Here is a 25,184-nt window from a genome sequence, read left to right on the forward strand (position 1 = left end):
CATACGGGCGAGTAACAGTAGACCGCCGCTTAAGGATTCCCTATAATCTCGCGGCTTGGCCCCTTAGCTCAGTGGTTAGAGCAGGCGACTCATAATCGCTTGGTCGTTGGTTCAAACCCAACAGGGGCCACCAAATTTTTGCTGTTTTCACAGCCTTACAAGCCATCCTGTCCGGGGTGGCTTTTTTGTTTCCCGCCTGCGTGCCACACTTCTCTCTCGGCATTCTCGTTTATTCCGCCCCATAAGGATCCCGCATGATCGTCATCTGCGACCACGACAACCTCGACGCCTGGCTGGCGCTGCGCACCGCACTGTGGCCCTCCAGCTTGCCTGAAGATCACCGCGCGGAAATGCGCGAGATACTGGCTTCGCCGCACCATACCGCGTTTATGGCGCGGGGGCTGGACGGCGCTTTCGTTGGCTTTGCCGAGGTCGCGCTGCGCTACGATTACGTCAACGGCTGCGAATCGTCGCCGGTGGCGTTTTTGGAAGGAATTTATACCGCCGAACGCGCCCGCCGCCAGGGCTGGGCCGCGCGCCTGATCGCGCAGGTGCAGGAGTGGGCGAAGCAACAGGGGTGCAGCGAGCTGGCGTCGGATACCGATATCGCCAATCTGGACTCCCAGCGCCTGCATGCGGCGCTGGGCTTTGCCGAAACGGAGCGAGTAGTGTTTTACCGCAAAACGCTGGGCTGATCAGGCAGTTTTGCTTTGCCGCTGATGCGCCAGCTGCTCGGCGCGCAGCAGGATCTCCTGCAAATCGTCCTCGTCGATATCGAACAGATCCCCCTCCATCAGCGCCTCGTGCAGATCGCCGCGGGTGATGGACACGGCATCGATCGGCAGATTGGCCGGCTTGGCCTCCGCCGGCGCCAGCGCGTGCGGGTAGCGTCGCCCGGCCAGGTTATTGAACAGAATGGCCAGCGCCGCCAGCAGCACCGAGTTCAGCAGCACCGGGTACAGCACGAAGTGGTAGCCCATCTGATGAATGCCGGGGCCGCCGAGGATAGCGGTTAGCGCCACCGCGCCACCCGGCGGATGCAGGCAGCGCAGCTTGAACATCAGGCCGATGGCCACCGCCGCCGCTATGCCGCAGGCCAGCCCCGGATCGGGGATCAGCAGGCCGGCGCTGACGCCCACCGTCGCCGCCAGCGCATTGCCGCCGACGATCGACCAGGGCTGCGCCAGCGGGCTGTTGGGCACGCCGAACAGCAACACCGCCGAGGCGCCCATCGGCGCGATAAACCACAGGTTCACCTCGCCCAAAATAAAGTGGCTGATCCAGCCGGCGAGCATCAGCCCCAAACCGGCGCCGACGCTGGAAATCAGCATCTCTCGCTTGCCCACCGCCAGCGGGTGCGGCCACAGGCGCGCGCATCCCACTTTTACTCGTTCTATCCACTGCGTCTTCATGTTACCCAATACGGCTCAATTCACGTGTTGGCAACAAATATATCACATCATCCGGAAGGAACTCACGGCGCTGCAGGCCGCGGCATCAAACAACTTTTGACCTAACAGATTGATTTTTAGCCATCCCTCAACAATGATGAATGTTCTCCCCTTAACCCCGAGGAACCGCCGATGTCTCAACCGATCACCGAGCTTTACACCGACAGTGAATTTTTCAGCCCGTACGCCATGTCCGCCTTTGTCGTGCTGACGGAAAAAGGCATTCCGTTCACCGTGAAGACGGTGGATCTGGCGAAGGAAGAGAATAAAGAGGCGGCCTACGCGGCGCTGTCGCTCACCCGCCGGGTGCCGACGCTGGCCATCGGCGAGTTTCAGCTCTCGGAGTCTTCGGCGATCGCCGAATACCTGGAGGACATCCATCCGGCCCACGCCGTGTACCCGCGCGACGTGAAGCTGCGCGCCAAGGCGCGCGAGATCCAGGCCTGGCTGCGCAGCGATCTGCAGCCGATCCGCGCCGAGCGCTCGACCGAGGTGGTGTTCAACAACGGCAAGTTCCCGCCGCTGTCCGAAGCCGCACAGGGGGCCGCACGCAAGCTGATCGACGCCGTCGAAAAGCTGCTGAGCCACGGGCAGGACAATCTGTTCAGGGAGTGGTGCATCGCCGACACCGATCTGGCGCTGATGCTCAACCGGCTGGTGATGCACGGCGATCCGGTGCCGGAGCGCCTGCGCCACTATGCGCACAAGCAGTGGCAGCGCCCGTCAGTGCAGGCCTGGCTGGCGCTGTCGGCAAAGCGGCGCGCCTGAGAAAAAAATCGGCGGCCACGACGCCGCCGTTCTCAATGCCGAGAAACAACATCACTGCTTGAGGGAAGGCAAATCACCATCCAGAGGGCAGATAGCCTAACAATGAAGCGATGGCGTACACCGCGCTGGCCAGGTACAGCAGCACAATGCTGATCTGCAGCAGCGGGTGCGTGATCCAGTTGCACTGCCAGCGCGGCGTCTGGTCGCCATGTTTGCGTGCGCCGCGCAGGATCAGCATCGGCATGATCGACAGGATCACCCCGCTGAACACCCCGGCGAAGTAGAGCGCGTTGACGAACGACACCAGCCCGCTGTAGGCCAGCACGAACGGCGGCACCACCACCAGCAGCAGCACGCCAAAGCGGCGCAGCGGCAGCTCGTCGTTGCCCAGCCGGAACTTGTCGAAAATATTGGTCAGGAAGCTGCCGCCCAATCCCCAGTAGGAAGTCAGCATCGCGCACAGCGCGAAGATGTTGGCGGAGAAGAACGCCCACTGCCCCAGCGCCTGGCCCCAGGAGATGGTGGCCACGTCGGAGATGCCATCCAGCCCGCTGAGCGCGATCACCGACATCGGCACCGCCGCCAGCAAAATGAAGGTCACCGCCATGCCGACGATGATCGCCTTCGGCAGCTGCTCCGGCTTGTCGGCAAAGCCGCGCGCCATTTCCGGCACGATGTACTGCGCCGAGAAGCAGAACACCACCACGTTGAACACCGGCACCATAAAGCGCCAGTCGCCGTCCAGCAGGTTGCGCATCTGGGTGGTGTCTTTCAGCAGCGTCGCCGCCACCAGCGCGGTCAGCATCACCACCATGCCGATGCTGATGAACTTCTCGCCGCGGCCGATCGCTTTCAAACCGAGGTACAGCACGCCGGCGGCGGGCACGAAGAACAGCAGGCTGCCCAGCGCCGGCGAGATGCCGAACAGCGATTGCAGCAGCTTGCCGCTGCCGGTCATGTAGGCGGTAAGCGCCCCGACGCTGTTGACGCACACCGAAGCGAACATCAGCCAGGCGCCCAGGCCGCCGACGTAGCGCTTCGCCAGCCCGCTCAGCTGCAGATGCGCGCGGGTGCGCAGCGTGGATTCGGCGACGTACAGCATGGTGATGGTGGTCAGGCTCCCCACCAGCACCAGCCAGAACAGCAGCGGCAGGAAACCGGCCTTGCTGGAGGCGTAGGCGATGGAGAGCACCCCGGCGCCGATATTGGTGCCGACGATCATCGCCACCCCTTCAAGGAAACTTAACGATTTGGCGGGTGCAGGTGCTCGCACCCCGGCGGCAAGCGCCGGAGAAACAGAGGTATTATCAGACATGCATCATCCTTTATCGCCCGGCGACGCTGGCCGCCGGGATGGGTTAACGTCCTGACGCTCAACGGCTCACATCGATACACAGGTATTTCAGCTCCAGATATTCTTCTATCCCGTAGCGCGATCCTTCACGCCCGAGCCCTGACTGTTTCACGCCGCCGAACGGCGCCACTTCGTTGGAAATCAGCCCGGTGTTGATGCCGACCATGCCGTACTCCAGCTCTTCCGGCACGCGCCACTGGCGCGCGGCGTTCTGCGTGAACAGGTAGGCGGCCAGGCCGAATTCGGTGTCGTTGGCCATGGCGATGGCTTCCGCCTCGTCATGGAAGCGGAACAGCGGCGCCACCGGCCCGAAGGTCTCTTCTTTGGCGAAGCGCATTTTCTGCGTCACGCCGGTCACCACCGTCGGCTGGAAGAAGGTGCCGCCCAGCGCGTGCGGCTGGCCGCCGGTGGCAATCTGCGCCCCTTTGATCAGCGCGTCGTCGATATGGCTCTGCACCTTCGCTACCGCATCGCTGTCGATCAGCGGCCCCTGGGTGGTGCCTTCCTGGCTGCCGTCGCCGACTTTCAACTGCTCGACCGCCGCCACCAGTTTCTCCGCCAGCCGCTCGTAGATGCCGTCCTGCACGTAGATGCGGTTGGCACAGACGCAGGTCTGGCCGCTGTTGCGGAACTTGGAGGCCATGATGCCCGCCACCGCCGCGTCCAGATTGGCGTCGTCGAACACGATGACCGGCGCGTTGCCGCCCAGCTCCAGCGACAGCTTCTTGATGCTCGGCGCGCACTGCGCCATCAGAATGCGACCGACCTCGGTCGAACCGGTAAAGCTCAGCTTGCGCACCACCGGGCTGTCGCACAGCACCTTGCCCACCTGCGCCGCTTCCCCGGTCACCACCTGCAACACGCCGGCGGGAATACCGGCGTCCTGCGCCAGCTTGGCCAGCGCCAGCGCGGTCAGCGGCGTTTGCTCGGCAGGTTTGACGATGATGGTGCAGCCCGCCGCCAGCGCCGGCGCCACCTTGCGGGTGATCATCGCCGCCGGGAAATTCCACGGTGTGATGGCCGCGCACACGCCGATCGGCTGCTTCACCACCACCAGGCGCTGCGAAGCCTGCGGCGCCTGCAATACCGCGCCGTCCACCCGCTTGGCCTCTTCGGCGAACCAGGTGATGAACGACGCGGCGTAGGCCACTTCGCCGCGCGCTTCCGCCAGCGATTTACCCTGCTCAGCGGTCATCAGCTGCGCCAGATCTTCCTGTGCGGCCAGCACCTTGTCGGCCCAGGCCAACAGCAGCGCGGAACGCTGCTTGGCGGTCAGCTGTTTCCAGTCATTTTGCGCCCGCTGCGCCGCCGCGATCGCCTGCTGGGTTTCCTCTTCGCTGACCAGCGGAATGCTGGCCAGCTCGGCGCCGGTGGCCGGGTTGATCACCGCTTCGCGCTTGCCGCTCAGGGCATCGCACCATTCACCGTTGATCAGACACTGGCTGCGCAACAGCTCGGGATTGTTCAATTTCATGCCGTTCGCTCCTTAGTGAGCCAGCGCGCGGGACAGGATGCCCATCGCCTTGGTGAACTGATCGTCCGGGATGGTCAGCGGATACAGGAAGCGGATCACGTTGCCGTTCACGCCGCAGCTCAGCAGCAGCAGCCCTTCCTCCATCGCCTTCTGCTGCACCTGACGGGTGATCTCCGCCGAAGGCTTGCCGGTAGCCGGATCGTTGAACTCCACCGCCACCATCGAACCTTGCGCCCGCACATCCGCAATTGCCGGGCTGGTTTTGCGCGCCTGCTGCAGCACTTCCACCAGGTGCTGCCCCAAACGCTGGGCGCGCTGGCACAGCTGCTCTTCTTCGATCACGTCCAGCACCGCGTGCGCCGCGGCCACCGCCAGCGGGTTGCCGGCATAGGTGCCGCCCAGCCCGCCCGGCGCCGGCGCGTCCATCACCTCGGCGCGGCCCGCCACCGCCGACAGTGGCATGCCGCCCGCCAGGCTTTTCGCCATGGTGATCAGATCTGGTTTAACGCTGTAGTGCTCCATGGCGAACAGCTTGCCGGTACGGGCGAAGCCGGTCTGTACTTCGTCGGCAATGAGAAGAATGCCGTGCTGGTCGCACAGCGCGCGCAGCGCCTGCATAAAGTCGGCCGGTGCCACGTTGAAACCGCCTTCGCCCTGCACCGGCTCCAGCACGATCGCCGCCACCTGCTTGGGATCGATATCCGCTTTAAACAGGCGATCCAGGCTGTTCATCGCGTCTTCGGTAGTCACGCCGTACAGCGCATTCGGGTACTGGCCGTGGAACACCGAGCCGGGGAACGGCCCGAAGCCCAGTTTGTAAGGCGCCACTTTGCCGGTCAGCGCCATGGTCATATAGGTGCGGCCGTGGAAGCCGCCGCCGAAGGTGATCAAGCCCGGGCGGCCGGTGTAAGCACGGGCGATCTTCACCGCGTTTTCCACCGCCTCCGCGCCGGTGGTGAAGAAGGCGGTTTTACACGGGCCGGCGATCGGCGCGCGCTGGTTGATGCGCTCCGCCAGCGAGACATAGCTTTCGTAAGGAACGATCTGATAGGCGGTGTGGGTGAAGGCCTGCAGCTGCTTTTCAATCGCGGCGATCACCTTCGGGTGGCGGTGGCCGGTGTTCAGCACGGCGATCCCCGAGGCGAAGTCGATCACTTCTCTGCCTTCCACATCCCACAGCGTAGCGTTCTCTGCGCGCTCGGCGTAAAAACCACACATCACGCCCACTCCGCGCGGGGTGGCGTCCTGACGGCGTTGGTTCAATTCTGCGTTTTTCATGCTGTTCTCTCCGGTCGGTGCCAGTTACACGTTTCGTTCACATTCGTGAAACAATGCCGTTTATTTACACAGGATGTGGCCCTATAATCGAGTGCCAGTTACGAATAATTGAGGGATCCAATTGCGCTCATTGAGTGGTGATCTGTTGCTGCAGCGCCTTGGCGAGCAGCCCGATGACAAGCTGCACAAGCGGCTTTACAACGCGATCCGCACCAGCATTCTCGACGGCAGCCTGCCGCCCTCCAGCCGCCTGCCCGCTTCGCGCGATTTGGCGCAGGAACTCAGCCTGTCCCGCAACACCGTATTAACCGTTTATGAACAACTTCTGGCGGAAGGCTACGTGTCGGCGCGCGCCGGCAGCGGCACCTTCGTCGCCGACACGGTGCCGGACAGTTGCCTCTCCACCGGCGGCGCGCCGGCCGACGGCAGCGGGCAACCGCGCCGCGTCGAACTGTCGGAGCGCGGTGCCACGCTGTTGCACCACGCCAGCGCCAGCCCCAAACAGTGGGGGGCATTCATTCCCGGCGTGCCCGACGTCAACGCCTTTCCCCATCAGCTGTTCAGCAAGATCCAGGCGCGCCTCAGCCGCCGCCCGGCGCCGCAGCGGCTGACCTACAGCAATCAGGGCGGTAGCCCGGAGCTGCAGCATGCGCTGGTGGAGTATTTACGGGTGGCGCGCTCGGTGCGCTGTTCGCCGGAACAGATCCTGATCACCGAGGGCATTCATCAGGCGATCGATCTGGTGACGCGCATGTTGTGCAATCCGGGGGATGACGCCTGGATCGAAGAGCCGGGCTATTGGGGGATCCGCAATATCCTGCGCATCAATGCGCTGAATATCTGCCCGCTGGCGGTAGACGAAGCCGGGCTGGTGCCGCCGGAGCAGCCGACCACCCCGCCCCGCCTGATTTTCGTCACTCCGTCGCACCAGTATCCGCTCGGCTCGGTGATGAGCCTGGCGCGCCGCCAACGGCTGCTGGCGCTGGCGCGCAACGCCGGCGGTTGGATCGTCGAGGACGATTACGACAGCGAATTCCGCTTTTCCGGCCAACCGATCCCGGCGCTGCAAGGGCTGGAGGCCGACGCGCCGGTGATTTACATCGGCACCTTCAGCAAAACGCTCTATCCGGCGCTGCGCCTCGGCTATGTGGTGTTGCCGCCGCCGCTGGTGCAGGCGCTGAAAACCGCCCACGCCGAGCTGTACCGCGGCGGGCACCTGCTGATCCAGAGCGCGCTGGCGGAGTTTATTCAGGCGGGGCATTACACCGCGCATATCCGCCGCATGCGGTTGCTGTACGCCCGGCGGCGCGCTTTCCTGACCGGCTTAATCGAACAGCACCTCGGCAAACAGGCGCTCAGCGAGTTCAACAGCAACGCCGGGCTGCATCTGATCCTCAATCTGCCGGACGAGGCCGACGACGTGGCGATCGCCGCCGCCGCCGGCGCGCTCGGGGTGCTGGTGCGGCCGCTGTCGCGCTACTACATGCAGCCCAACCGCCGGCGCGGCCTGCTGATGGGGTTTGCCTGCGTGCCGGAGGAGCAGATGGCCGCCGCCTTCACCCAGCTGCTGGCGTGCATCAACGCGCCCGAAATGAAAAAGGCGGCTCCTTAGGGCCGCCTTCGCGCGTTACCAGGCCTGAAGCCGCCAACCGTCCGCCTGCCGGTGCAGACGGTGCGTCGGCCGCAGCGCCTGCAGGAAGTCTTCGTCGTGCGACACCACCAGCATCGCGCCGGGGAAATCCGCCAGGGCGGTTTCGATCGCCAGCGACGACGCCAGATCCAGGTGGTTGGTCGGTTCGTCCAGCAACAGCAGCTGCGCCGGTTGCCGCCGCCACAGCGCGCAGGCCAGCGCCGCCTTCAGCCGTTCGCCACCGCTCAGCGAACCCAGCGGCAGCGCGATGCGATCGGCGCCAAGCTGCAACTGCGCCAGCCGGGTGCGCAACGCGCCTTCCACCAGCGGCGAATCCTGCAGCCCGAGATGCTCCATCACCGACAGGCTCGGGTCGAGCTGCGACAGGGTTTGATCGAGATAGGCCGTCGACAACGGACAATGACAATGGCCGGCAAGCGGCGCCAGCTGGCCGAGAACGGTCTTCAGCAAGGTGGACTTGCCGCAGCCGTTAGGGCCGGTCAACGCCACGCGCATCGGACCGTCGATCCGCAGATCCAGCGGCGGCGCGCTGACGAACGGCAGCTGCAGCTGTTCGAGCACCAGCACCTGCTTGTTCGCGCTCACATCACTGCCCGGCAGCGCCAGCAACACCGGCTGTTCCTCTTCCACCCGCTGATAGGCCTCGCGCACCGCCGCATCGAGGCTGTCGCGCTGGTCCTGATGCTGTTTGCGCAGCGTGCCGAGGCTCTCCTTCGCCGCCGATTTGTAGGCCACCCGCTCGAAAGAGGCGATATTCAGCGTATCGACGACGCGCAGCGTTTGCGCCGAGCGCCGCTGGCTCATGTCGTGCTCTTTCTGCTGACGCGCGCGGGTACGGCGGCGTTCCTCGCGCGCATGCTCCAGATCGGCGCGCGCCGCCTGCTGCTCCGTGTCGTGCTGGCGGCGGTAGTCGTCGTAGTTGCCGCCGTAGCTGCGCAGCGCGCCGGGCGTCAGTTCGACGATGCGCTCCATACGCCCCAGCAGTTGCCGGTCATGGCTGGCGATCAGCAGCCCGCCCTGCCACCGCTCCAGCTGCTGATACAGCCAGGCGCGCCCGGCGCTGTCGAGGTGGTTGGTCGGTTCGTCCAGCAGCAGATAATCCGCCTCCCCCAGAAAAGCGCCGCACAGCGCCGCGCGCATCCGTTCGCCGCCGCTCAAATCGCACGCGGATCGCAACGGATCGAAGGCCGGCAGCCCGGCGGCGGCGAAGGCGCTTTGCAGGCGATCGTTGAGATCCCAGCGCCCTTCCAGACGATCGATGTCGTCCGCCAGCGGCAGCCCCTGCTCGATGCGCGCCAGCGCGGCGAACACCTCGCCGTAGCCCAGCAGCTGCGCCAGCGTGGTGTCGGCCGCGATCTCCGGCTGCTGCGCAACGTAAGCCAATGCGGCATGGGATTCGACGTGCCCGTTGCCCGGCCGATCCCGCCCGGCGATCAGGCGCAGCAGCTGGGTTTTGCCGACGCCGTTGCGTCCTACCAGGCCGCAGCGCTGCCGATCGAAAGCGAGATCCAGCGGGCCGAACAGCGTTTCGCCGTCAGCAAATTGGCAGGTCAGTTGATGTAAAACGAAATAAGGGGACTGCGCAAAATGAGCCATAAGCACTCCTGAATGAGATCAAAACATCCCCACAGGGCGCGAGAGCGCACGGCGTGGGACCAGATATCAACAGGTGTGGTTGTTCATTTTCGGTTATGGCTCCGCAGAGAGAAGGAATTTGCAACGCGCAAAGGTTAACCGATCTTTTGTTCGTTATGCAAACAGTGTCTGAGATTCATGACGTCTATCACATTCGGCGCAACGCAGATTCCCAAGCGGCGCGACAACGGCTAGATTTATCTCATCCGACCACTTGTGTTCACATAATTATAACAACGGGCCCCGATTTCACCCGATGGAGAGTGCAATGAGCAATTACCCTCACCTGCTGGCGCCGCTGGATCTCGGCTTCACTACCCTGAAAAACCGGGTGCTGATGGGATCGATGCATACCGGCCTGGAAGAGCTGCCCGACGGCCCGCAGCGCCTGGCCGCGTTCTATGCCGAGCGCGCCGCCGCCGGCGTGGCGCTGATCGTCACCGGCGGCATCGCCCCGAACGAACAGGGCGTGGTTTTTCGCGGCGGTTCGATCCTCAACAGCGAGGAGCAATTGCCTCACCACCGCCCGGTGACCGAAGCCGTCCACCGGGCGGGCGGCAAAATTGCGCTGCAGATCCTGCACACCGGCCGCTACAGCTATCAACCCAAGCTGGTCGCCCCTTCCGCCCTGCAGGCGCCGATCAACCCGTTTACGCCGAGCGCGCTCAGCGAAGCGGAGATCGAGCAGACCATCGCTGACTTCGCCCGCTGCGCGACGCTGGCGCAGCAGGCCGGCTATGACGGCGTGGAAGTGATGGGATCCGAAGGCTATCTGATCAACCAATTCTTGACGACGCGCACCAATCAGCGCGACGACCAATGGGGCGGCAGCTTCACCAACCGCATGCGCTTCGCCGTCGAGACCGTCAGGGCAGTGCGCCAGGCGGTGGGCGCGGAGTTCATTCTGATCTACCGGCTGTCGATGCTCGATCTGGTGGAAGACGGCTCCAGCTGGCAGGAGATCGAGCAGCTGGCGCTGGCGGTCGAACAGGCAGGTGCCACGATCATCAATACCGGCATCGGCTGGCACGAAGCGCGCATCCCGACCATCGCCACCATGGTGCCGCGCGCCGGATTCAGCTGGGTGACCCGCAAGCTGATGGGCAAGGTCAGCATCCCGCTGATCACCACCAACCGCATCAACGATCCGGCGGTGGCCGAGCAAGTGCTGGCGGACGGCTGCGCCGACATGGTGTCGATGGCGCGTCCGTTCCTCGCCGACGCCGCCTTTGTGCAGAAAGCCGCCGAGGGGCGCGCCGACGAGATCAATACCTGCATCGGTTGCAACCAGGCCTGTCTCGACCAGATCTTTGAAGGCAAGCTGACTTCCTGTCTGGTCAACCCGCGCGCCTGCCGCGAAACCGAAATGCCGCTGACAATGGCGGAGAAACCGAAAAAACTGGCGGTGATCGGCGCCGGCCCCGCCGGGCTGGCCTTCGCCACCACCGCCGCCAGCCGAGGCCATCAGGTGACGCTGTTCGACGCCGCCGAGCAGATCGGCGGCCAGTTCAACATCGCCAAGCAGATCCCCGGCAAGGAAGAATTCCATGAAACCCTGCGTTACTTCCGCCGCCAGCTGGCGCTGCGCGAAGTGACGGTCAGGCTGGGCGTCAAGGTCGAGGCGGCGGATTTAAGCGAATTCGACGAAGTGATCCTCGCCTGCGGCATCGTGCCGCGCACCCCGGATATTCCCGGCATCGGCCACGCCAAGGTGCTGAGCTATCTGGACGTGCTGCGCGATAAAAAACCGGTCGGCCAGCGGGTGGCGATCGTCGGCGCCGGTGGCATCGGCTTCGACACCGCCGAGTACCTCAGCCAGCACGGCGTGTCCAGCAGCCTGGATCAGGCGGAATTCAACCGCGAATGGGGCATCGACGGCCGCCTTGAGCAGCGCGGCGGGCTGGCGGCGCAAGGGCCACAGGCACCGCGCGCCGCGCGGCAAATCTACCTGTTGCAGCGCAAAACCAGCAAGGTGGGCGAAGGCCTGGGGAAAACCACCGGTTGGATCCATCGCGCCAGCCTGGCGATGCGCGGCGTGAAGATGCTCAACAGCGTCAGCTATCGGCTGATCGACGACGAAGGGCTGCACATCACCCGCGCCGAGCAGGACAGCTGTCTGCCGGTGGACACGGTGGTCATCTGCGCCGGGCAGGAACCGCGCCGCGAGCTGCAGCAGCCGCTGCTGGCGATGGGGAAAACCGTGCATCTGATCGGCGGCGCCGACGTGGCCGCCGAGCTGGACGCCCGCCGCGCGATCGATCAGGGGACGCGGCTGGCGATGGCGCTGTAAAAAAGGGGCGCACAGCGCCCCTAACATTGATGACAAACCTCATCCCCATGCCGGGTGGCAGAGAGCAGCGAATAGAAAACAAGGAAAATCAATTTATTGATTTTCGGCTGATAACCACAAAGGGGGGAAAACCACGCTTTTTCCCCCCTTTGTCAACAGCATGAGGGGCGCACAGCGCCCTTGGTCATCACGCTCAGCGACGCGTGCCGGATTTCACCGCTCTCAAGATCACGAACTTCTTGTTCGAGGCCACCAGCGTGCAGTTGCCGAACAGACGCTTGAGCTTCTGGTGATAGTCGAGGTGGCGGTTGCCGACGATGCGCAATTCGCCGCCCACCTGCAGACAGCGCTTGGCGTCGCAGAACATCTGCCAGGCGGTGTGATCGGTAATGGCGTGCTGCTGGTGGAACGGCGGGTTGCACAGCACCGCCTGCACGCTTTCGCGCTCGATGCCCGCCAGCGCGTTGTTCACCTCAAACTGGCAGCGATCCAGCTCTTGCGGCAGGTTGTGCTCCACGTTCAGTTCGCTGGAGGCCACCGCCATGTAAGATTCATCGACGAAGGTCACCTGCGCTTCCGGGTTTTGCGCCAGCGCCGTCAGGCCAATCACGCCGTTGCCGCAGCCCAGATCGACGATATGGCCGTTCAGGCCGCGCGGCAGATGCTCCATAAACAGGCGCGCGCCGATATCCAGGCTGCCGCGCGAGAAGACGTTGGCGTGGTTATGGATAAGCCAATCGGTGCCGTCCAGCGGCCAGTCGGTGGTTTCCGCCGCCGCCGGCGGGACGATGTCCGCCGCCTGGCAGAAGATCAGCCGCGCTTTCTTCCACGCCAGGCTGGTGCGCGTCGGGCCCAGCACCTTTTCAAACAGCTGCATCGTCGAGGTGTGCACGTCGCGCGCCTTGGCGCCGGCGACGATCAGCGTGTCTTCGGTCACGACGTGGCGCAGCGCGCGCAGCTGCTGTTCCAGCAGCGCCAGCGCCTTCGGCACGCGAATCAACACCACTGCCGGCGCCGCCGGCAGCTCGGCCAGGCTGTCCAGCAGCGTAACCTGCTCGGGATCCAGCCCGTTGAGCTTGAGATTGTGGCGCGTCGCCAGCTGGCTCATGTAGGAGTCGCTGACGCTGTAAGGGCGATGCGCGTGCAACGCACAGGCCAGGGTGCCGAAGTTATCGTTGAAAATCAGCACCGGACGGCCGCCGATATCTACGTTTTCAAGCTGTTGCAGCAGATATTCGTCCGCCGCTTCCCACGCCTGCAGTTGGGTGGATTCTTCTTGTTGGGGATAACGCTCCAGCTCAAGTTGCTGTGTTCCCAGATCGAGTTGGCTCATTGCCCCTCCTGACTGATAAAATTTGGGCTGTTTATCCCCTAAAAGCGCCCGTCAGTAAAATGTTTTTTCGGATAAATTGCGTATTGCGCCGCGTATCTGAAAACCCGCGCTCCTTTTCTCCTTTAACAACATTAACCTTTCCCTCCCGAGCACCCATGTCGACGTTTTTTTAACCTGACGGGGTGTAACTTTAAATGTTACACTGCCAGTCCCTATGGAAGGGGGGAAAGCATGATTAAATCTTTCCGCGATCGCTATCTGGAGCAGTTCTATCTGGGAGGCAGACGCAGCCGTCTGATCCCCGGTGCGCTCGAGCGGCAGTTGGCCAGAAAACTCGATATGTTGGCCGCCGCGCAGCAAGAGCGTGATTTGCATCACCCCACGGGTAACTATTACAAACGGCTATCCGGGCCATTTCAGGGGTGGTCAAGCCTGCGCGTCAATATGCACTGGCGGCTGATGTTCCAGTGGCGGCATGATGCCGCTGAAAAAATTTACCTCGATCCTCACCAAGATACCTGAACGAGGGGGAACCTATGTTGGAAACCACGACTCGCGAACCCACGACGGTGGGAGAAGTGCTGCAGGAAGAATATTTAACGCCGCTAGGCATCGGCCAGGAGGAACTGGCAAAGGTCTTGGGCGTCACCCGCGCCACCGTCAATCGCCTGTGCAACGGGCATCGACGCATGAGCGTTGCCGAGGCCAATCTGTTTGCCGATCTGTTCGAAACGACCGCTGACTTTTGGCTAAACCTGCAGGCGGCACACGATCGCTGGGAAGCCAGACAGTCCGATGCGCAGCGTGTGCGGCTGCGGCCAATCAAAGAAATACTGGGGCGCAATATCACTCATGCATGACACCGAACTCGCCTACCTGCAAGGCTACCCAACGCATCTGCAAAGCCAGGTGCAGCAACTGATCCATCAAAACCGGCTGGGAGACGTGCTGCTGCAGCGCTACCCGCAGGTGCACGGCTGCACCACCGACAAGTCGCTGTATCAGTTTACCGTCGATCTGAAAAACCAGTATCTGCGCAACGCCCAGCCGCTGAGCAAGGTGGCCTACGACAGCAAGATCCACGTCATGAAGCACGCGCTTGGCCTGCACACCGCCATCTCGCGCGTGCAGGGCGGCAAACTGAAGGCCAAGGCGGAAATCCGCGTGGCGACGGTGTTCAAGGTCGCGCCCGAACCCTTTTTGCGCATGATCGTGGTGCATGAGCTGGCGCACCTGAAAGAGAAAGATCACAACAAGGCGTTCTACAGCCTGTGCTGCCATATGGAGCCGGATTACCACCAGCTGGAGTTCGATACCCGGCTGTATCTGACGCACCTTTCGCTGTTTGGCGAGCTGTATGCATAGCGAGTGAGGGCGTGATAATCTGCGGTTTTAGGCCTGGACCGGAGCTCGCCATGATTCGCTTTGCCGTCGTCGGCACCAACTGGATTACGGAACGTTTTATCGATGCCGCCCATGAAAGCGGCAAACTCAAGCTGAGCGCCGTGTATTCACGCTCGCTGGAACAGGCGCAGGCGTTTGGCGCCAACTATCAGGTCACGCAGTTTTTCGACTCGCTCGAGGCGATGGCGCAGTCTGACGCCATAGACGCGGTGTATATCGCCAGCCCCAACTCCCTGCACTGCCCGCAATCGCTGCTGTTCCTGCGCCATAAAAAGCACGTGATCTGCGAAAAACCGCTGGCCTCCAACCAGCGTGAAGCGGAACAGCTGGTCGCCTGCGCGCGGGAAAACCAGGTGGTGCTGTTCGAGGCGTTCAAAAGCGCCTATCTGCCGAATTTCCTGGCGCTGCAGCAGGCATTGCCTAAAGTCGGCCGGCTGCGCAAAGCCTTTATCAACTATTGCCAATACTCTTCGCGCTATCCGCGCTATCTCGCCGGCGAGAATCCCAATACCTTTAACCCCCAGTTCTCCAACGGCTCGATCATGGACATCGGCTACTACTGCCTGGCCAGCGCGGTGGCGCTGTTCGGCCCGCCGCAGTCGGTGCTGGCCAGCGCCACGCTGCTGGATACTGGCGTGGACGCCCACGGCACCGTCTGCCTGAACTACGGCGATTTTGACGTCACGCTTTCCCATTCCAAGGTCAGCGACTCGGCACTCCCCAGCGAAATCCAGGGGGAAGAAGGCACGCTGATTATCGACAAGATTTCCGAGTGTCAGGGCGTGGCGCTGACGCCGCGCGGCGGCAACCGGCAGGACCTGAGCCAGACTCAGCACATCAACACCATGCTGTATGAAGCGCTGGCCTTCGCCGAGCTGGTTGAGCAGCGTCAGGTGGAACATCCGGAGCTGGAGAATTCGCTGATCGTCGCCCGCCTGCTGACCGACATCCGCCGCCAGACCGGCGTCGTCTTCCCCGCCGACGGAGAATGAGATGAAACCGCTGCTCGTGATGCAAACCGGCGACGCGCCGCAGGCCATTCGTCAGGAATTGGCCAACTTTGATGGCATGTTCCTGCAACAGGGGAATATCGACGCCGAACGCGCGCACATCGTGCATCTGCCCGCCGGCGAAAGGCCGTTGCCGCCGGCCGCCTATTGCGGCGTGGTCATCACCGGCTCGCCGGCGATGGTGACCGAACGGCTGCCGTGGAGCGAGGCGGCCGCCGAATGGCTGCGTCAGGCGATGGCGATCAAACTGCCGCTGTTCGGCGTCTGCTACGGCCACCAGCTGTTGGCCTACGCGCTCGGCGGCGAAGTGGGCTATCACCCGCAGGGCATGGAGGTCGGCACGCTGGAGATCGAACTGCTGCCCGCCGCGGCCGACGATCGGCGGCTCACCCTGCTGCCGCCGCGATTCAAGGCCAATCTTATCCACTCGCAGAGCGTGCTGACGCCGCCCGCCGGCGCGCAGAAGCTGGCGCGTTCGCAGCAGGACGCGCACCAGATCCTGCGCTATGGCGATCACGCTCTGACCACCCAGTTCCACCCGGAATTCAACGGCGCGGTGATGAACCAGTATCTGCAGTGGCTCGGCGAACTGCATCCCGAGCAGCAAGCCCGCTATCAACAGCAACAACAACAGGTTAGCGACACGCCGTTCAGCCGCCTGCTGCTGCAGGGATTCGTCGTCAGCCTCGGCGCGCAAAAAGCGATGGCAGGCTAACGCGATTCACGTTGACCGCCGACACATTTTGCATTACTTTCTGCTCTGCAAAGGGGAGTAACTTCATTGCCGGTCAATCGTCATTACGATGCGCAAGCATCCGGTTACCGGGCAACCTGATGTCAAAGGTGTAACCACCTTCATCAACGTTGTAAGTGAGACCTTGCCGGAAGGCGAGGTTTGCTTGCAGCGTTCACAGAGCGGCTGGCGTCTTCCGACGTTGGCCGTTTTTGTTTTTGAAGGATACCTCTGATGATGAATTCCGTTGGCACACCGTGGTTATGGGGCAGCTTCGCCGCCGTCATAGTCGTGATGCTCGCAATCGATCTCCTGTTGCAAGGCCGTAAAGGCGCGCACACCATGTCTATGAAGCAGGCCGCCAGCTGGTCGCTGGTGTGGGTCAGCCTCTCCCTGCTGTTCAATTTCGGTTTCTGGTACTACCTGAATGAAACCGCCGGGCGCGCCGTCGCCGATACCCAGGCGCTGGCCTTCCTTACCGGCTACCTGATCGAAAAAGCGCTGGCGGTGGATAACGTGTTCGTCTGGCTGATGCTGTTCAGCTACTTCGCCGTGCCGGCCAACCTGCAGCGGCGAGTGCTGATCTACGGCGTGCTAGGGGCGATCGTGCTGCGTACCATTATGATCTTCGCCGGCAGCTGGCTGGTCAGCCAATTCCAGTGGCTGCTGTATCTGTTCGGCGCCTTCCTGCTGTTCACCGGTATCAAAATGGCGCTGGCGAAGGAAGATGACTCGGCGATCGGCGACAAGCCGCTGGTGAAATGGCTGCGCAGCCACCTGCGCATGACCGACAACCTGGAAGGCGAGCGCTTCTTCGTGCGCCGCAACGGCATCCTGTTCGCCACCCCGCTGGTGCTGGTGCTGATCCTGGTAGAGCTGAGCGACGTGATCTTCGCGGTGGACAGCATTCCGGCGATCTTCGCCGTGACCACTGACCCGTTCATCGTCCTGACCTCCAACCTGTTCGCCATCATGGGCCTGCGCGCCATGTACTTCCTGCTGGCCAACGTGGCGGAGCGTTTCTCGATGCTGAAATACGGCCTCTCGGTGATCCTGGTGTTTATCGGCATCAAGATGCTGATTATCGACTTCTTCCACATCCCGATCGGCGTATCGCTGGGCGTGGTGGCGGGCATCCTGACGCTCACCTTGCTGATTAACGCCTGGGTCAACCGTCGCAACGATCGCCTGGCGAATAAACAACCATAATCTGTTATCCGGGGCGCTAGTCGCCCCGTGATTGTTTGGCAATTCCCCCAAAACGCCAAACGTTATTGCGATCACACAAATGTAACCAGTATGTTATCAAGTGTTGATCCGCGCTTAGAATTTCACCTTCGCCTCTTTCCAACATCATTCGATTGCTGAATACTGATTCGGCAAACACACTTAGTTACAGAATCATATAAAGCCACCCGGCGTCGTTCCCGCCGCGGCGGCCAGATAACATCAGGAAGAAAGCACTATGCAAAAACTACTACAAAAGATCACGCAGGGTAGCCTGGTCAAACAAATCATGGTCGGCCTGGTGGCTGGCATTCTGTTGGCGCTGGTTTCGCCGGCGGCGGCCTCCGCCGTTGGCCTGCTCGGTTCCCTGTTCGTCGGCGCGCTGAAGGCGGTGGCGCCGGTGCTGGTGCTGGTGCTGGTGATGGCCTCGATCGCCAACCATAAACAGGGGCAGAAGACCAACATTCGCCCGATCCTGTTCCTCTACCTGCTGGGTACCTTCGCCGCGGCGCTGGTGGCGGTCGTCGTCAGCTTTATCTTCCCTTCCACGCTGGCGCTGAGCACCGGCGCGACGGACATTACCCCGCCGGGCGGCATTGTGGAGGTGATGAAGGGCCTGTTGATGAGCGTGGTGGCCAACCCGTTCCATGCGCTGATTAACGCCAACTACATCGGTATTCTGGCGTGGGCCGTCGGGCTGGGGCTGGCGCTGCGCCACGCTTCCGAAACCACCAAGGGGCTGATCAACGACATGTCCCATGCGGTCACGCTGGTGGTGCGCGCGGTGATCCGCTGTGCGCCGCTCGGCATCTTCGGCCTGGTGGCTTCCACACTGGCGGAAACCGGTTTCGGCGCGCTGTGGGGCTACGCCCAATTGCTGATGGTGTTAATCGGCTGCATGCTGCTGGTGGCGCTGGTGCTCAACCCGCTGATCGTTTACTGGAAGATCCGCCGCAATCCGTATCCGCTGGTGTTCGCCTGCCTGCGCGAGAGCGGCGTAACCGCCTTCTTCACCCGCAGCTCGGCCGCCAACATCCCGGTGAACATGGAGCTGTGCAAGAAGCTGAACCTGAATGAGGACACCTACTCGGTTTCCATCCCGTTGGGCGCGACCATCAATATGGCCGGTGCGGCGATCACCATCACCGTACTGACGCTGGCGGCGGTAAACACGCTGGGCATCGCGGTGGACGTTCCGACCGCCCTGCTGCTGAGCGTGGTGGCCGCCCTCTGCGCCTGCGGCGCGTCCGGCGTGGCCGGCGGCTCGCTGCTGCTGATCCCGTTGGCGTGCAACATGTTCGGCATTCCGAACGACGTGGCGATGCAGGTGGTGGCGGTCGGCTTTATTATCGGCGTGCTGCAGGATTCGGCGGAAACCGCCCTCAACTCCTCCACCGACGTGCTGTTCACCGCCGCGGCCTGCCAGGCGGAAGATCAACGGCTGGCGAACGAAGACCCGCTGAAGGTGCGTTAAGCGCAAGTTGCTTCATAAAAAGGCGCTCCCTCGAGCGCCTTTTTTGTCAGCGTTAGAGCGTCACCCCGCTTTTAAAGATCGCCAGCTCGCGGAAATCGTTGGCTTCATTGCGCGCCGGGCGGCCGTTGGCGATCTCGACGATCAGATCGACGAAGCGGCCGAGCAAGGTCTCCATCGCCACGCCGTGAATCAGGCCGCCGGCGTCGAAATCGATCCAGTGCGGTTTCTTTGCCGCCAGCTCGCTGTTGGTGGCCAGCTTCACCGTCGGCACAAAGCCGCCGTACGGCGTGCCGCGCCCGGTGCTGAACAGCACCATATGGCAGCCGGCACCGGCCAGCGCGCTGGTCGCCACCGCATCGTTGCCCGGCGCACTGAGCAGATTCAGCCCCGGCACGCGCAGCCGCTCACCGTACTTCAGCACGTCCACCACCTGGCTCAGGCCCGCTTTTTGGGTGCAGCCGAGCGATTTCTCTTCCAGCGTGGTAATGCCGCCGGCCTTATTGCCCGGCGATGGGTTCTCGTAAATCGGCTGTTGATGGGCGATGAAATAGCGTTTGAAATCGTTGATCATGTCGACGGTTTTGTCGAAGGTCTCCCCGTCGCGGCAGCGGCTCATCAGAATGCGCTCGGCGCCGAACATCTCCGGCACTTCGGTCAGCACCGTGGTGCCGCCGTTGGCGATCACATAATCGGAAAAGCGCCCCAGCAATGGGTTGGCGGTGATGCCCGACAATCCGTCCGAACCGCCGCACTCCAGACCAAACTTCAGCTCGCTCAGGCGGCCCGGTTCGCGGCGATCGTGGCGCATCTCCCGGTACAGCTCGTGCAACAGCGCCAGCCCGGCCTCCACCTCGTCGTCCTGCTGTTGGCACACCATAAAGCGCAGCCGCCGCTCGTCCGCCACCCCCAGCGTGGCGCGAAAAGCATCCACCTGATTGTTCTCGCACCCCAGCCCGATCACCAGCACCGCGCCGGCGTTGGGATGGCGCGCCATGTTCTGCAGCATGATGCGGGTGTTGGCATGATCCTGTCCCAGCTGCGAGCAGCCGAACGGATGGCTGAACAGATGCACGCCGTCGATCCCCTCCGCCTGCGTTTGCTGCAAAAAGCGCTGCTGGATCTGGCGGGCGATGCCGTTGACGCAGCCGACGGTCGGCACGATCCACAGTTCGTTGCGGATCCCCACGTCGCCGCCGGCCCGGCGGTACAGCTGCACCTCGCGATCCGCCGCCTGCGGCGGCAACGCCGGGAACTGCGGCTGGTAACGGTAGCTGTCCAGATCGCTCAGGTTGGTTTTGGCGTTTTGCGAATGGATATGTTCCCCAGGCCCGATGGCCGCGAGCGCGTGGCCGATCGGCTGGCCATATTTGATGATGTCCTCGCCCTTTGCGATCGGGCCGAGCGCAAACTTGTGCCCGCGCGCCACCGGCTGCGCCAGTTGAACGCGCTCCCCGTCCAGCTCAACCGTTTCTCCGGCGGCCAGATCGCGCAGCGCCACCGCCACGTTATCCTGCTCGTGAATCTTTATCGTACTTTGCATAAACCGGTCCCGGATAACGGCTACGCCAGTTCAATGGCGAAATAGTTTTTTGCGTTGTCGAAACAGATGTTTTTCACCATCTCACCCAGCAGCGAGAGATCCGCCGGCGCTTCGCCGTCCGTCACCCAGCGGCCGATCATCTGGCAAAGAATGCGGCGGAAGTATTCATGCCGCGTATATGACAGGAAGCTGCGACTGTCGGTCAGCATGCCGACGAAGCGGCTCAGCAACCCGAGCTGCGCCAGCTGCGTCATTTGGCGCTGCATGCCGTCCTTCTGATCGTTGAACCACCAGCCAGAGCCGAACTGCATCTTGCCCGGCGTGCCTTCCCCCTGGAAATTGCCGATCATGGTGCCGATCACTTCGTTATCGCGCGGGTTGAGGCAATAGAGAATGGTTTTCGGCAGGCCGCCCTGCCGCGCCTGGGCATCCAGCAGCCGCGACAGCGGCTCCGCCAGCGGCCGATCGTTGATCGAGTCGAAGCCGATATCCGGCCCGACGGCGGCCAGCATGCGGCTGTTGTTATTGCGCAGCGCGCCGATATGGTACTGCTGCACCCAGCCGCGGCGCCGGTATTCGCTGGCCAGGAACAGCAGCACTGCGCTTTTGAACTGGGCGCTCTGTTCCGGGGTCGGCAGCTCGCCGTTCAGGCGGCGCAGCAGGATCGCATCCAGCGCCGCTTCGTCGGCCTCGCCGAACACCACCACGTCCAGCGCATGATCGGCCACCTTGCAACCGTGGGCGGCGAAGTGATCCATGCGCTTGTACAGCGCGTCGCACAGCGCGCTGAAGCGGCCGATGGCGGTGTCCGCCGCCGCCTCCAGCTGCCGCAGATAGTCGTTGAAGCCAGGCGCATCGATGGCGAAGGCCTTGTCCGGCCGCCAGCTCGGCAACACCTTGATATCGAAGCTGTGATCGTCGGCGATCGCCCGATGGTGGCGCAGATCGTCGATCGGATCGTCGGTGGTGCCGACCATTTTCACGTTCATCTGCCGCATGATGCCGCGCGCGCGAAACTCATCCTGCGCCAGCAGCGCATTGCCGCGCTGCCAGATCTCATCCGCCGTGGCCGGCGACAGCAGCGTTCCGGTGATGCCGAACGGCCGGCGCAGCTCCAGATGCGTCCAGTGATAGAGCGGATTGCCGATGGTGTGCGGCACCGTGGCGGCCCAGGCGTCGAATTTCTCGCGATCGCCCGCATCGCCGGTGCACAGCCGCTCCGCCACGCCGTTGGTGCGCATCGCCCGCCATTTATAGTGATCGCCCCGCAGCCAGATATCGTACAGGTTGCTGAAGCGGGTATTCTCCGCGATCTGCTGCGGCGGCAAATGGCAGTGGTAATCGAAAATCGGCTGGTCCGCCGCGTAGTCATGATACAAACGCCGGGCAAATTCGCTGTCCAGCAGGAAATCTTCGCTCAAAAACGTCGCCATCTCGGGCTCCTTACCTTACTTGCCGTGCGGCATGGGGATCGAATCACAAAAGTTATCACACCAATTTTAATGAGCGTCCAGCTAATTTTTCTCGACGCCTGCCGTTTTGCTGTCCCTCAATCCCTTTTCTGCTCGTTTTTACGGCAAACTTGCGCCATAAATGCGCTATTTCATCGGCGACAGTATCGCTCAGGCGAATAATTCCTTTTGTGATATCACTCAACTTTTAAACCTGTATGACAGGTTATTGTCTCGCCAGCCGCATCGCCGGCCATACCTTCAAACGGGGAGACATTTCGGATGCGTAAAATTAAAGGGTTACGCTGGTACATGATCGGGCTGGTGACCGTCGGCACCGTGCTGGGCTACCTGACCCGCAACGCCATCGCCGTGGCGGCGCCGACGCTGGAAGATACGCTGCACATCACCACCCAACAGTATTCCTACATCGTCGCCGCCTACTCCGCCTGCTACACCGTGATGCAGCCGGTGGCGGGCTATGTGCTGGACGTGCTGGGCACCAAGGTCGGCTACGCCATGTTCGCCATTCTGTGGGCGCTGTTCTGCATGGGCACCGCGCTGGCCAACAGCTGGGGCGGCCTGGCGCTGGCGCGCGGCGCGGTCGGCATGGCCGAGGCGGCGATGATCCCCGCCGGGCTGAAGGCCAGCAGCGAGTGGTTTCCGGCCAAAGAGCGTTCGATCGCCGTCGGCTATTTCAACGTCGGTTCGTCGATCGGCGGCATGATCGCCCCGCCGCTGGTGGTATGGGCCATCGTGGCACACAGCTGGGAGATGGCGTTCATCATCACCGGCGTGCTGAGCCTGATCTGGGCCATCTGCTGGCTGCTGTTCTACAAACACCCAAAAGATCAGAAGAAACTGAGCCAGGAAGAGCGCCGTTACATCCTCGAAGGCCAAGAAGCGCAGCACCAGACCTCTAACGCCAAAAAAATGTCCGCCTGGCAGATCGTGCGCAACCGCCAGTTCTGGGGCATCGCGCTGCCGCGCTTTCTGGCGGAGCCGGCCTGGGGCACCTTCAACGCCTGGATCCCGCTGTTCATGTTCAAGGCCTACGGTTTTAACCTGAAAGAGATCGCCATGTTCGCCTGGATGCCGATGCTGTTCGCCGATCTCGGCTGCATCGTCGGCGGCTACCTGCCGCCGCTGTTCCAGAAGTATTTCAAGGTCAATCTGATCGTCTCGCGCAAGCTGGTGGTGACGATGGGGGCGGTGTTGATGATCGGCCCCGGCATGATTGGCCTGTTCACCAGCCCTTACGCGGCTATTGCGCTGTTGTGCGTCGGCGGCTTCGCCCATCAGGCGCTGTCCGGCGCGCTGATCACCCTCTCTTCCGACGTGTTCGGCCGCAATGAGGTGGCGACCGCCAACGGCCTGACCGGCATGGCAGCCTGGACCGCCAGCACGCTGTTCGCGCTGGTGGTCGGCGCCCTGGCGGACACTCTCGGCTTCAGCCCGCTGTTCGCCGCGCTGTCGGTCTTCGATATTCTCGGCGCCATCGTCATCTGGACGGTGCTGCAAAACCGCCCGGCCACCGAAGCGCAACCGGCCGCGCTGCAGCCGTCTCCGGCGCGCAGCTGATCCCGCCGCCCGGCCCCCGCGCCGGGCCTTCTGCTCCTCTGGCAGCGGTGCCGAATAAGTGGTATAACAAATCTGATGGCCACGCGCCCCTTCCCACCGCACCGTATAGAGCATTCACTATGGAATTCACTGAAACCAGACGCCTGTATCAGCAACTGGCCGCCGAGCTTAAACAACGCATCGAAAGCGGCCGCTACCCGGTGGGCGACAAGCTGCCGGCCGAGCGATACATCGCCGAAGAGATGAATGTCAGCCGCACCGTGGTGCGCGAAGCGATCATCATGCTGGAAGTGGAAGGCTATGTGGACGTGCGTAAGGGATCCGGGATCCACGTGGTGTCCAACCAGCAAAAACACCTGGTGGTGCCGGGCGACAGCATCGAGTTCGCCACCGCCGGCCCGTTTGAGCTGCTGCAGGCGCGCCAGCTGATCGAAAGCAACATCGCCGAATTCGCCGCCACCCAGGTGACCAAGCAAGATATCGTGCAGCTGATGGAGATCCAGGAGCACGCCCGCAAAGAGGATCGCTTTCGCGACTCGCAGTGGGATCTGAAGTTCCACGTGCAGGTGGCGCTGGCCACCCAGAACACCGCCATGGCCACCATCGTGGAAAAAATGTGGGTGCAGCGGGTCAACAACCCTTACTGGAAGAAACTGCACGAACATATCGACGAACGTTCGATCGCCAGCTGGTGCGACGATCACGATCAGATCCTCAAGGCGCTGATGCGCAAAGATCCTTACGCCGCCAAACTGGCGATGTGGCAACACCTGGAAAACACCAAGCAGATGCTGTTCAACGCCACCAGCGACGATTTCGAATACAATGCCGACCGCTATCTGTTCGCCGAGAATCCGGTGGTGCATCTGGATGGCGTGAGCCACGAACCGAAATAGCCACGGCGGTCAAAAACCGTCGGCTTATGTCAGGTAATGTAAAATCCGCTGAATCGATGCCGGAACCGCCGTTTGCCGTGTACTATTTCACCGTCGGCAACGTAGATTTCCCTGTTGCCAATCGTGCTATTTTGGTAGAGTTAGCCCACTTTTTTACCCATTGCTGCGGGGGCGGGACGCGAATAAATGCGCTGGTTGTTTGCCATGCTGATTGCTGTTTTTTGCTGGACCGGTTCGGTCTCCGGCCAACAGCTATGCGTGGCGTCACCCAAGCCAACCCCCAGCGCGCTGAGCAGCCTGCCGCTGCTGGCGGAGCCGGCGCTTTCCCCCTATGATCATGTGTATCGGGCACCGGCCGAAGCGCGCCGCAAAGCCCCCGGCAAGTTGCCGCTGCTGCTGCCCAGAGCGCACTCTTTCCCCGGTTCGCTGCTCGCATCCTCCCTGCCGGCGCCGGTCTATACCTTGGCCGCAGAGCCGGGCTACCGAATTCGCTTCCCCCGCCAGGACACTCCGGCTCCCAACCGGCTTGCCCAGGTCGACTGGATGCTGGACGCCTCCAGGCAACAGAGTCGGCAGGCCGGCTGGAAAGAAAGTAACATGCAGTACCGTGGCACGCTGACTTATCACCTATGAC

The 25,184-nt window shown here is 62.6% G+C and carries 23 protein-coding genes and 1 tRNA gene; 15 read left to right on the forward strand and 9 right to left on the reverse strand.

Annotated elements, in window-relative coordinates; genetic code table 11:
- Positions 1-57 precede the first annotated feature (57 nt).
- Positions 58-133 (forward strand) — tRNA-Ile (locus tag ACJ8HN_RS17170).
- Positions 134-254: 121 nt separating this feature from the next.
- Entirely contained in the window at positions 255-695 is a 441-nt protein-coding gene (gene aac(6') / locus ACJ8HN_RS17175; protein WP_060439229.1) for an aminoglycoside 6'-N-acetyltransferase, read from the forward strand.
- Here the strand turns inward: aac(6') and ACJ8HN_RS17180 are convergent, their stop codons facing one another.
- On the reverse strand, positions 696-1,412 hold the full coding sequence (locus tag ACJ8HN_RS17180) for an HPP family protein (protein WP_033654786.1): 717 nt from the start codon (positions 1,410-1,412) through the stop codon (positions 696-698). It abuts the gene before it with no gap.
- A gap of 171 nt (positions 1,413-1,583) precedes the next feature.
- Between ACJ8HN_RS17180 and yfcF the strand changes: the two genes are divergently transcribed.
- The gene (yfcF, locus tag ACJ8HN_RS17185; protein ID WP_041036793.1) at positions 1,584-2,219 is read left to right on the forward strand and encodes a glutathione transferase; all 636 of its coding nucleotides are present in this window, start codon (positions 1,584-1,586) and stop codon (positions 2,217-2,219) included.
- A gap of 73 nt (positions 2,220-2,292) precedes the next feature.
- On the opposite strand, the gene ACJ8HN_RS17190 is transcribed toward yfcF, so the two are convergent.
- From ACJ8HN_RS17190 to ACJ8HN_RS17200, 3 genes are read right to left on the reverse strand one after another with little or no spacing between them, the layout of a single operon-like run.
- Positions 2,293-3,534 carry an aromatic amino acid transport family protein gene (locus ACJ8HN_RS17190; RefSeq protein ID WP_440482895.1) on the reverse strand — a complete coding sequence of 414 codons (1,242 nt, stop codon included), beginning with the start codon at positions 3,532-3,534 and terminating at the stop codon, positions 2,293-2,295.
- Between the two features lie 58 nt (positions 3,535-3,592).
- Positions 3,593-5,047, reverse strand: a complete 1,455-nt coding sequence (locus tag ACJ8HN_RS17195; RefSeq protein WP_101427387.1) for an NAD-dependent succinate-semialdehyde dehydrogenase — start codon at positions 5,045-5,047, stop codon at positions 3,593-3,595.
- Between the two features lie 12 nt (positions 5,048-5,059).
- Positions 5,060-6,325, reverse strand: a complete 1,266-nt coding sequence (locus ACJ8HN_RS17200) for a 4-aminobutyrate--2-oxoglutarate transaminase (protein ID WP_442523736.1) — start codon at positions 6,323-6,325, stop codon at positions 5,060-5,062.
- A gap of 121 nt (positions 6,326-6,446) precedes the next feature.
- On the opposite strand from ACJ8HN_RS17200, the gene pdxR reads away from it, so the two are divergent.
- Positions 6,447-7,937 carry a MocR-like pyridoxine biosynthesis transcription factor PdxR gene (gene pdxR / locus ACJ8HN_RS17205; RefSeq protein WP_442523737.1) on the forward strand — a complete coding sequence of 497 codons (1,491 nt, stop codon included), beginning with the start codon at positions 6,447-6,449 and terminating at the stop codon, positions 7,935-7,937.
- 15 nt (positions 7,938-7,952) lie between these two features.
- On the opposite strand, the gene ACJ8HN_RS17210 is transcribed toward pdxR, so the two are convergent.
- Positions 7,953-9,572 (reverse strand): ABC-F family ATP-binding cassette domain-containing protein, encoded by a 1,620-nt coding sequence (locus tag ACJ8HN_RS17210; protein WP_442523738.1) that lies wholly within the window; start codon positions 9,570-9,572, stop codon positions 7,953-7,955.
- 307 nt (positions 9,573-9,879) lie between these two features.
- Between ACJ8HN_RS17210 and ACJ8HN_RS17215 the strand changes: the two genes are divergently transcribed.
- Positions 9,880-11,901: an oxidoreductase gene (locus ACJ8HN_RS17215; RefSeq protein ID WP_442523739.1), complete on the forward strand. Its 2,022-nt coding sequence runs from the start codon at positions 9,880-9,882 to the stop codon at positions 11,899-11,901.
- Positions 11,902-12,094: 193 nt separating this feature from the next.
- On the opposite strand, the gene rlmG is transcribed toward ACJ8HN_RS17215, so the two are convergent.
- On the reverse strand, positions 12,095-13,234 hold the full coding sequence (gene rlmG, locus ACJ8HN_RS17220) for a 23S rRNA (guanine(1835)-N(2))-methyltransferase RlmG (RefSeq protein WP_442523740.1): 1,140 nt from the start codon (positions 13,232-13,234) through the stop codon (positions 12,095-12,097).
- A gap of 231 nt (positions 13,235-13,465) precedes the next feature.
- On the opposite strand from rlmG, the gene ACJ8HN_RS17225 reads away from it, so the two are divergent.
- From ACJ8HN_RS17225 to sstT, 7 genes are all read left to right on the forward strand, one after another.
- Positions 13,466-13,756 carry a type II toxin-antitoxin system RelE/ParE family toxin gene (locus tag ACJ8HN_RS17225; protein WP_033636092.1) on the forward strand — a complete coding sequence of 97 codons (291 nt, stop codon included), beginning with the start codon at positions 13,466-13,468 and terminating at the stop codon, positions 13,754-13,756.
- Between the two features lie 14 nt (positions 13,757-13,770).
- Entirely contained in the window at positions 13,771-14,094 is a 324-nt protein-coding gene (locus ACJ8HN_RS17230) for a HigA family addiction module antitoxin (RefSeq protein WP_033636093.1), read from the forward strand.
- Complete coding sequence (locus ACJ8HN_RS17235) at positions 14,087-14,599, forward strand: M48 metallopeptidase family protein (protein ID WP_033636094.1); 513 nt, start codon at positions 14,087-14,089, stop codon at positions 14,597-14,599. Before ACJ8HN_RS17230 ends, ACJ8HN_RS17235 begins: the two co-directional genes overlap by 8 nt.
- A gap of 50 nt (positions 14,600-14,649) precedes the next feature.
- Entirely contained in the window at positions 14,650-15,630 is a 981-nt protein-coding gene (locus ACJ8HN_RS17240) for a Gfo/Idh/MocA family protein (RefSeq protein WP_442523741.1), read from the forward strand.
- A 1-nt stretch (position 15,631) separates the two neighbouring features.
- The gene (locus ACJ8HN_RS17245; protein ID WP_442523742.1) at positions 15,632-16,363 is read left to right on the forward strand and encodes a glutamine amidotransferase; all 732 of its coding nucleotides are present in this window, start codon (positions 15,632-15,634) and stop codon (positions 16,361-16,363) included.
- A 252-nt stretch (positions 16,364-16,615) separates the two neighbouring features.
- Positions 16,616-17,590, forward strand: coding sequence for a TerC family protein (locus ACJ8HN_RS17250; RefSeq protein ID WP_033649013.1), 975 nt, complete (start codon positions 16,616-16,618; stop codon positions 17,588-17,590).
- 256 nt (positions 17,591-17,846) lie between these two features.
- Positions 17,847-19,082 (forward strand): serine/threonine transporter SstT, encoded by a 1,236-nt coding sequence (gene sstT / locus ACJ8HN_RS17255; protein ID WP_033649012.1) that lies wholly within the window; start codon positions 17,847-17,849, stop codon positions 19,080-19,082.
- Between the two features lie 52 nt (positions 19,083-19,134).
- Here the strand turns inward: sstT and ACJ8HN_RS17260 are convergent, their stop codons facing one another.
- From ACJ8HN_RS17260 to ACJ8HN_RS17270, 3 genes are read right to left on the reverse strand one after another with little or no spacing between them, the layout of a single operon-like run.
- Positions 19,135-20,622, reverse strand: a complete 1,488-nt coding sequence (locus tag ACJ8HN_RS17260; protein WP_442523743.1) for a UxaA family hydrolase — start codon at positions 20,620-20,622, stop codon at positions 19,135-19,137.
- Between the two features lie 20 nt (positions 20,623-20,642).
- Positions 20,643-22,055 (reverse strand): glucuronate isomerase, encoded by a 1,413-nt coding sequence (uxaC, locus tag ACJ8HN_RS17265; RefSeq protein ID WP_442523744.1) that lies wholly within the window; start codon positions 22,053-22,055, stop codon positions 20,643-20,645.
- Between the two features lie 55 nt (positions 22,056-22,110).
- On the reverse strand, positions 22,111-22,278 hold the full coding sequence (locus tag ACJ8HN_RS17270; RefSeq protein ID WP_442523745.1) for a hypothetical protein: 168 nt from the start codon (positions 22,276-22,278) through the stop codon (positions 22,111-22,113).
- A gap of 77 nt (positions 22,279-22,355) precedes the next feature.
- Between ACJ8HN_RS17270 and ACJ8HN_RS17275 the strand changes: the two genes are divergently transcribed.
- From ACJ8HN_RS17275 to ACJ8HN_RS17285, 3 genes are all read left to right on the forward strand, one after another.
- Positions 22,356-23,654, forward strand: a complete 1,299-nt coding sequence (locus ACJ8HN_RS17275; protein WP_442523746.1) for an MFS transporter — start codon at positions 22,356-22,358, stop codon at positions 23,652-23,654.
- Between the two features lie 119 nt (positions 23,655-23,773).
- Positions 23,774-24,550 (forward strand): transcriptional regulator ExuR, encoded by a 777-nt coding sequence (exuR, locus tag ACJ8HN_RS17280; protein WP_033636102.1) that lies wholly within the window; start codon positions 23,774-23,776, stop codon positions 24,548-24,550.
- A gap of 186 nt (positions 24,551-24,736) precedes the next feature.
- Positions 24,737-25,183: a hypothetical protein gene (locus tag ACJ8HN_RS17285; RefSeq protein ID WP_033636103.1), complete on the forward strand. Its 447-nt coding sequence runs from the start codon at positions 24,737-24,739 to the stop codon at positions 25,181-25,183.
- Position 25,184: the final 1 nt, after the last annotated feature.

Source organism: Serratia sp. CY29653 (assembly GCF_052169255.1).
Lineage (GTDB): Bacteria > Pseudomonadota > Gammaproteobacteria > Enterobacterales > Enterobacteriaceae > Serratia > Serratia sarumanii.

Excerpts from the sequence above, each read along its gene's own strand:
- ACJ8HN_RS17180 (WP_033654786.1), bottom strand. The coding sequence starts at position 1,412 with ATGAAGACGCAGTGGATAGAACGAGTAAAAGTGGGATGCGCGCGCCTG.
- yfcF (WP_041036793.1), top strand. The coding sequence starts at position 1,584 with ATGTCTCAACCGATCACCGAGCTTTACACCGACAGTGAATTTTTCAGC.
- ACJ8HN_RS17190 (WP_440482895.1), bottom strand. The coding sequence starts at position 3,534 with ATGTCTGATAATACCTCTGTTTCTCCGGCGCTTGCCGCCGGGGTGCGA.
- ACJ8HN_RS17195 (WP_101427387.1), bottom strand. The coding sequence starts at position 5,047 with ATGAAATTGAACAATCCCGAGCTGTTGCGCAGCCAGTGTCTGATCAAC.
- ACJ8HN_RS17200 (WP_442523736.1), bottom strand. The coding sequence starts at position 6,325 with ATGAAAAACGCAGAATTGAACCAACGCCGTCAGGACGCCACCCCGCGC.
- ACJ8HN_RS17210 (WP_442523738.1), bottom strand. The coding sequence starts at position 9,572 with ATGGCTCATTTTGCGCAGTCCCCTTATTTCGTTTTACATCAACTGACC.
- ACJ8HN_RS17215 (WP_442523739.1), top strand. The coding sequence starts at position 9,880 with ATGAGCAATTACCCTCACCTGCTGGCGCCGCTGGATCTCGGCTTCACT.
- rlmG (WP_442523740.1), bottom strand. The coding sequence starts at position 13,234 with ATGAGCCAACTCGATCTGGGAACACAGCAACTTGAGCTGGAGCGTTAT.
- ACJ8HN_RS17225 (WP_033636092.1), top strand. The coding sequence starts at position 13,466 with ATGATTAAATCTTTCCGCGATCGCTATCTGGAGCAGTTCTATCTGGGA.
- ACJ8HN_RS17230 (WP_033636093.1), top strand. The coding sequence starts at position 13,771 with ATGTTGGAAACCACGACTCGCGAACCCACGACGGTGGGAGAAGTGCTG.
- ACJ8HN_RS17235 (WP_033636094.1), top strand. The coding sequence starts at position 14,087 with ATGCATGACACCGAACTCGCCTACCTGCAAGGCTACCCAACGCATCTG.
- ACJ8HN_RS17240 (WP_442523741.1), top strand. The coding sequence starts at position 14,650 with ATGATTCGCTTTGCCGTCGTCGGCACCAACTGGATTACGGAACGTTTT.
- ACJ8HN_RS17245 (WP_442523742.1), top strand. The coding sequence starts at position 15,632 with ATGAAACCGCTGCTCGTGATGCAAACCGGCGACGCGCCGCAGGCCATT.
- ACJ8HN_RS17250 (WP_033649013.1), top strand. The coding sequence starts at position 16,616 with ATGATGAATTCCGTTGGCACACCGTGGTTATGGGGCAGCTTCGCCGCC.
- sstT (WP_033649012.1), top strand. The coding sequence starts at position 17,847 with ATGCAAAAACTACTACAAAAGATCACGCAGGGTAGCCTGGTCAAACAA.
- ACJ8HN_RS17260 (WP_442523743.1), bottom strand. The coding sequence starts at position 20,622 with ATGCAAAGTACGATAAAGATTCACGAGCAGGATAACGTGGCGGTGGCG.
- uxaC (WP_442523744.1), bottom strand. The coding sequence starts at position 22,055 with ATGGCGACGTTTTTGAGCGAAGATTTCCTGCTGGACAGCGAATTTGCC.
- ACJ8HN_RS17275 (WP_442523746.1), top strand. The coding sequence starts at position 22,356 with ATGCGTAAAATTAAAGGGTTACGCTGGTACATGATCGGGCTGGTGACC.
- exuR (WP_033636102.1), top strand. The coding sequence starts at position 23,774 with ATGGAATTCACTGAAACCAGACGCCTGTATCAGCAACTGGCCGCCGAG.
- ACJ8HN_RS17285 (WP_033636103.1), top strand. The coding sequence starts at position 24,737 with ATGCGCTGGTTGTTTGCCATGCTGATTGCTGTTTTTTGCTGGACCGGT.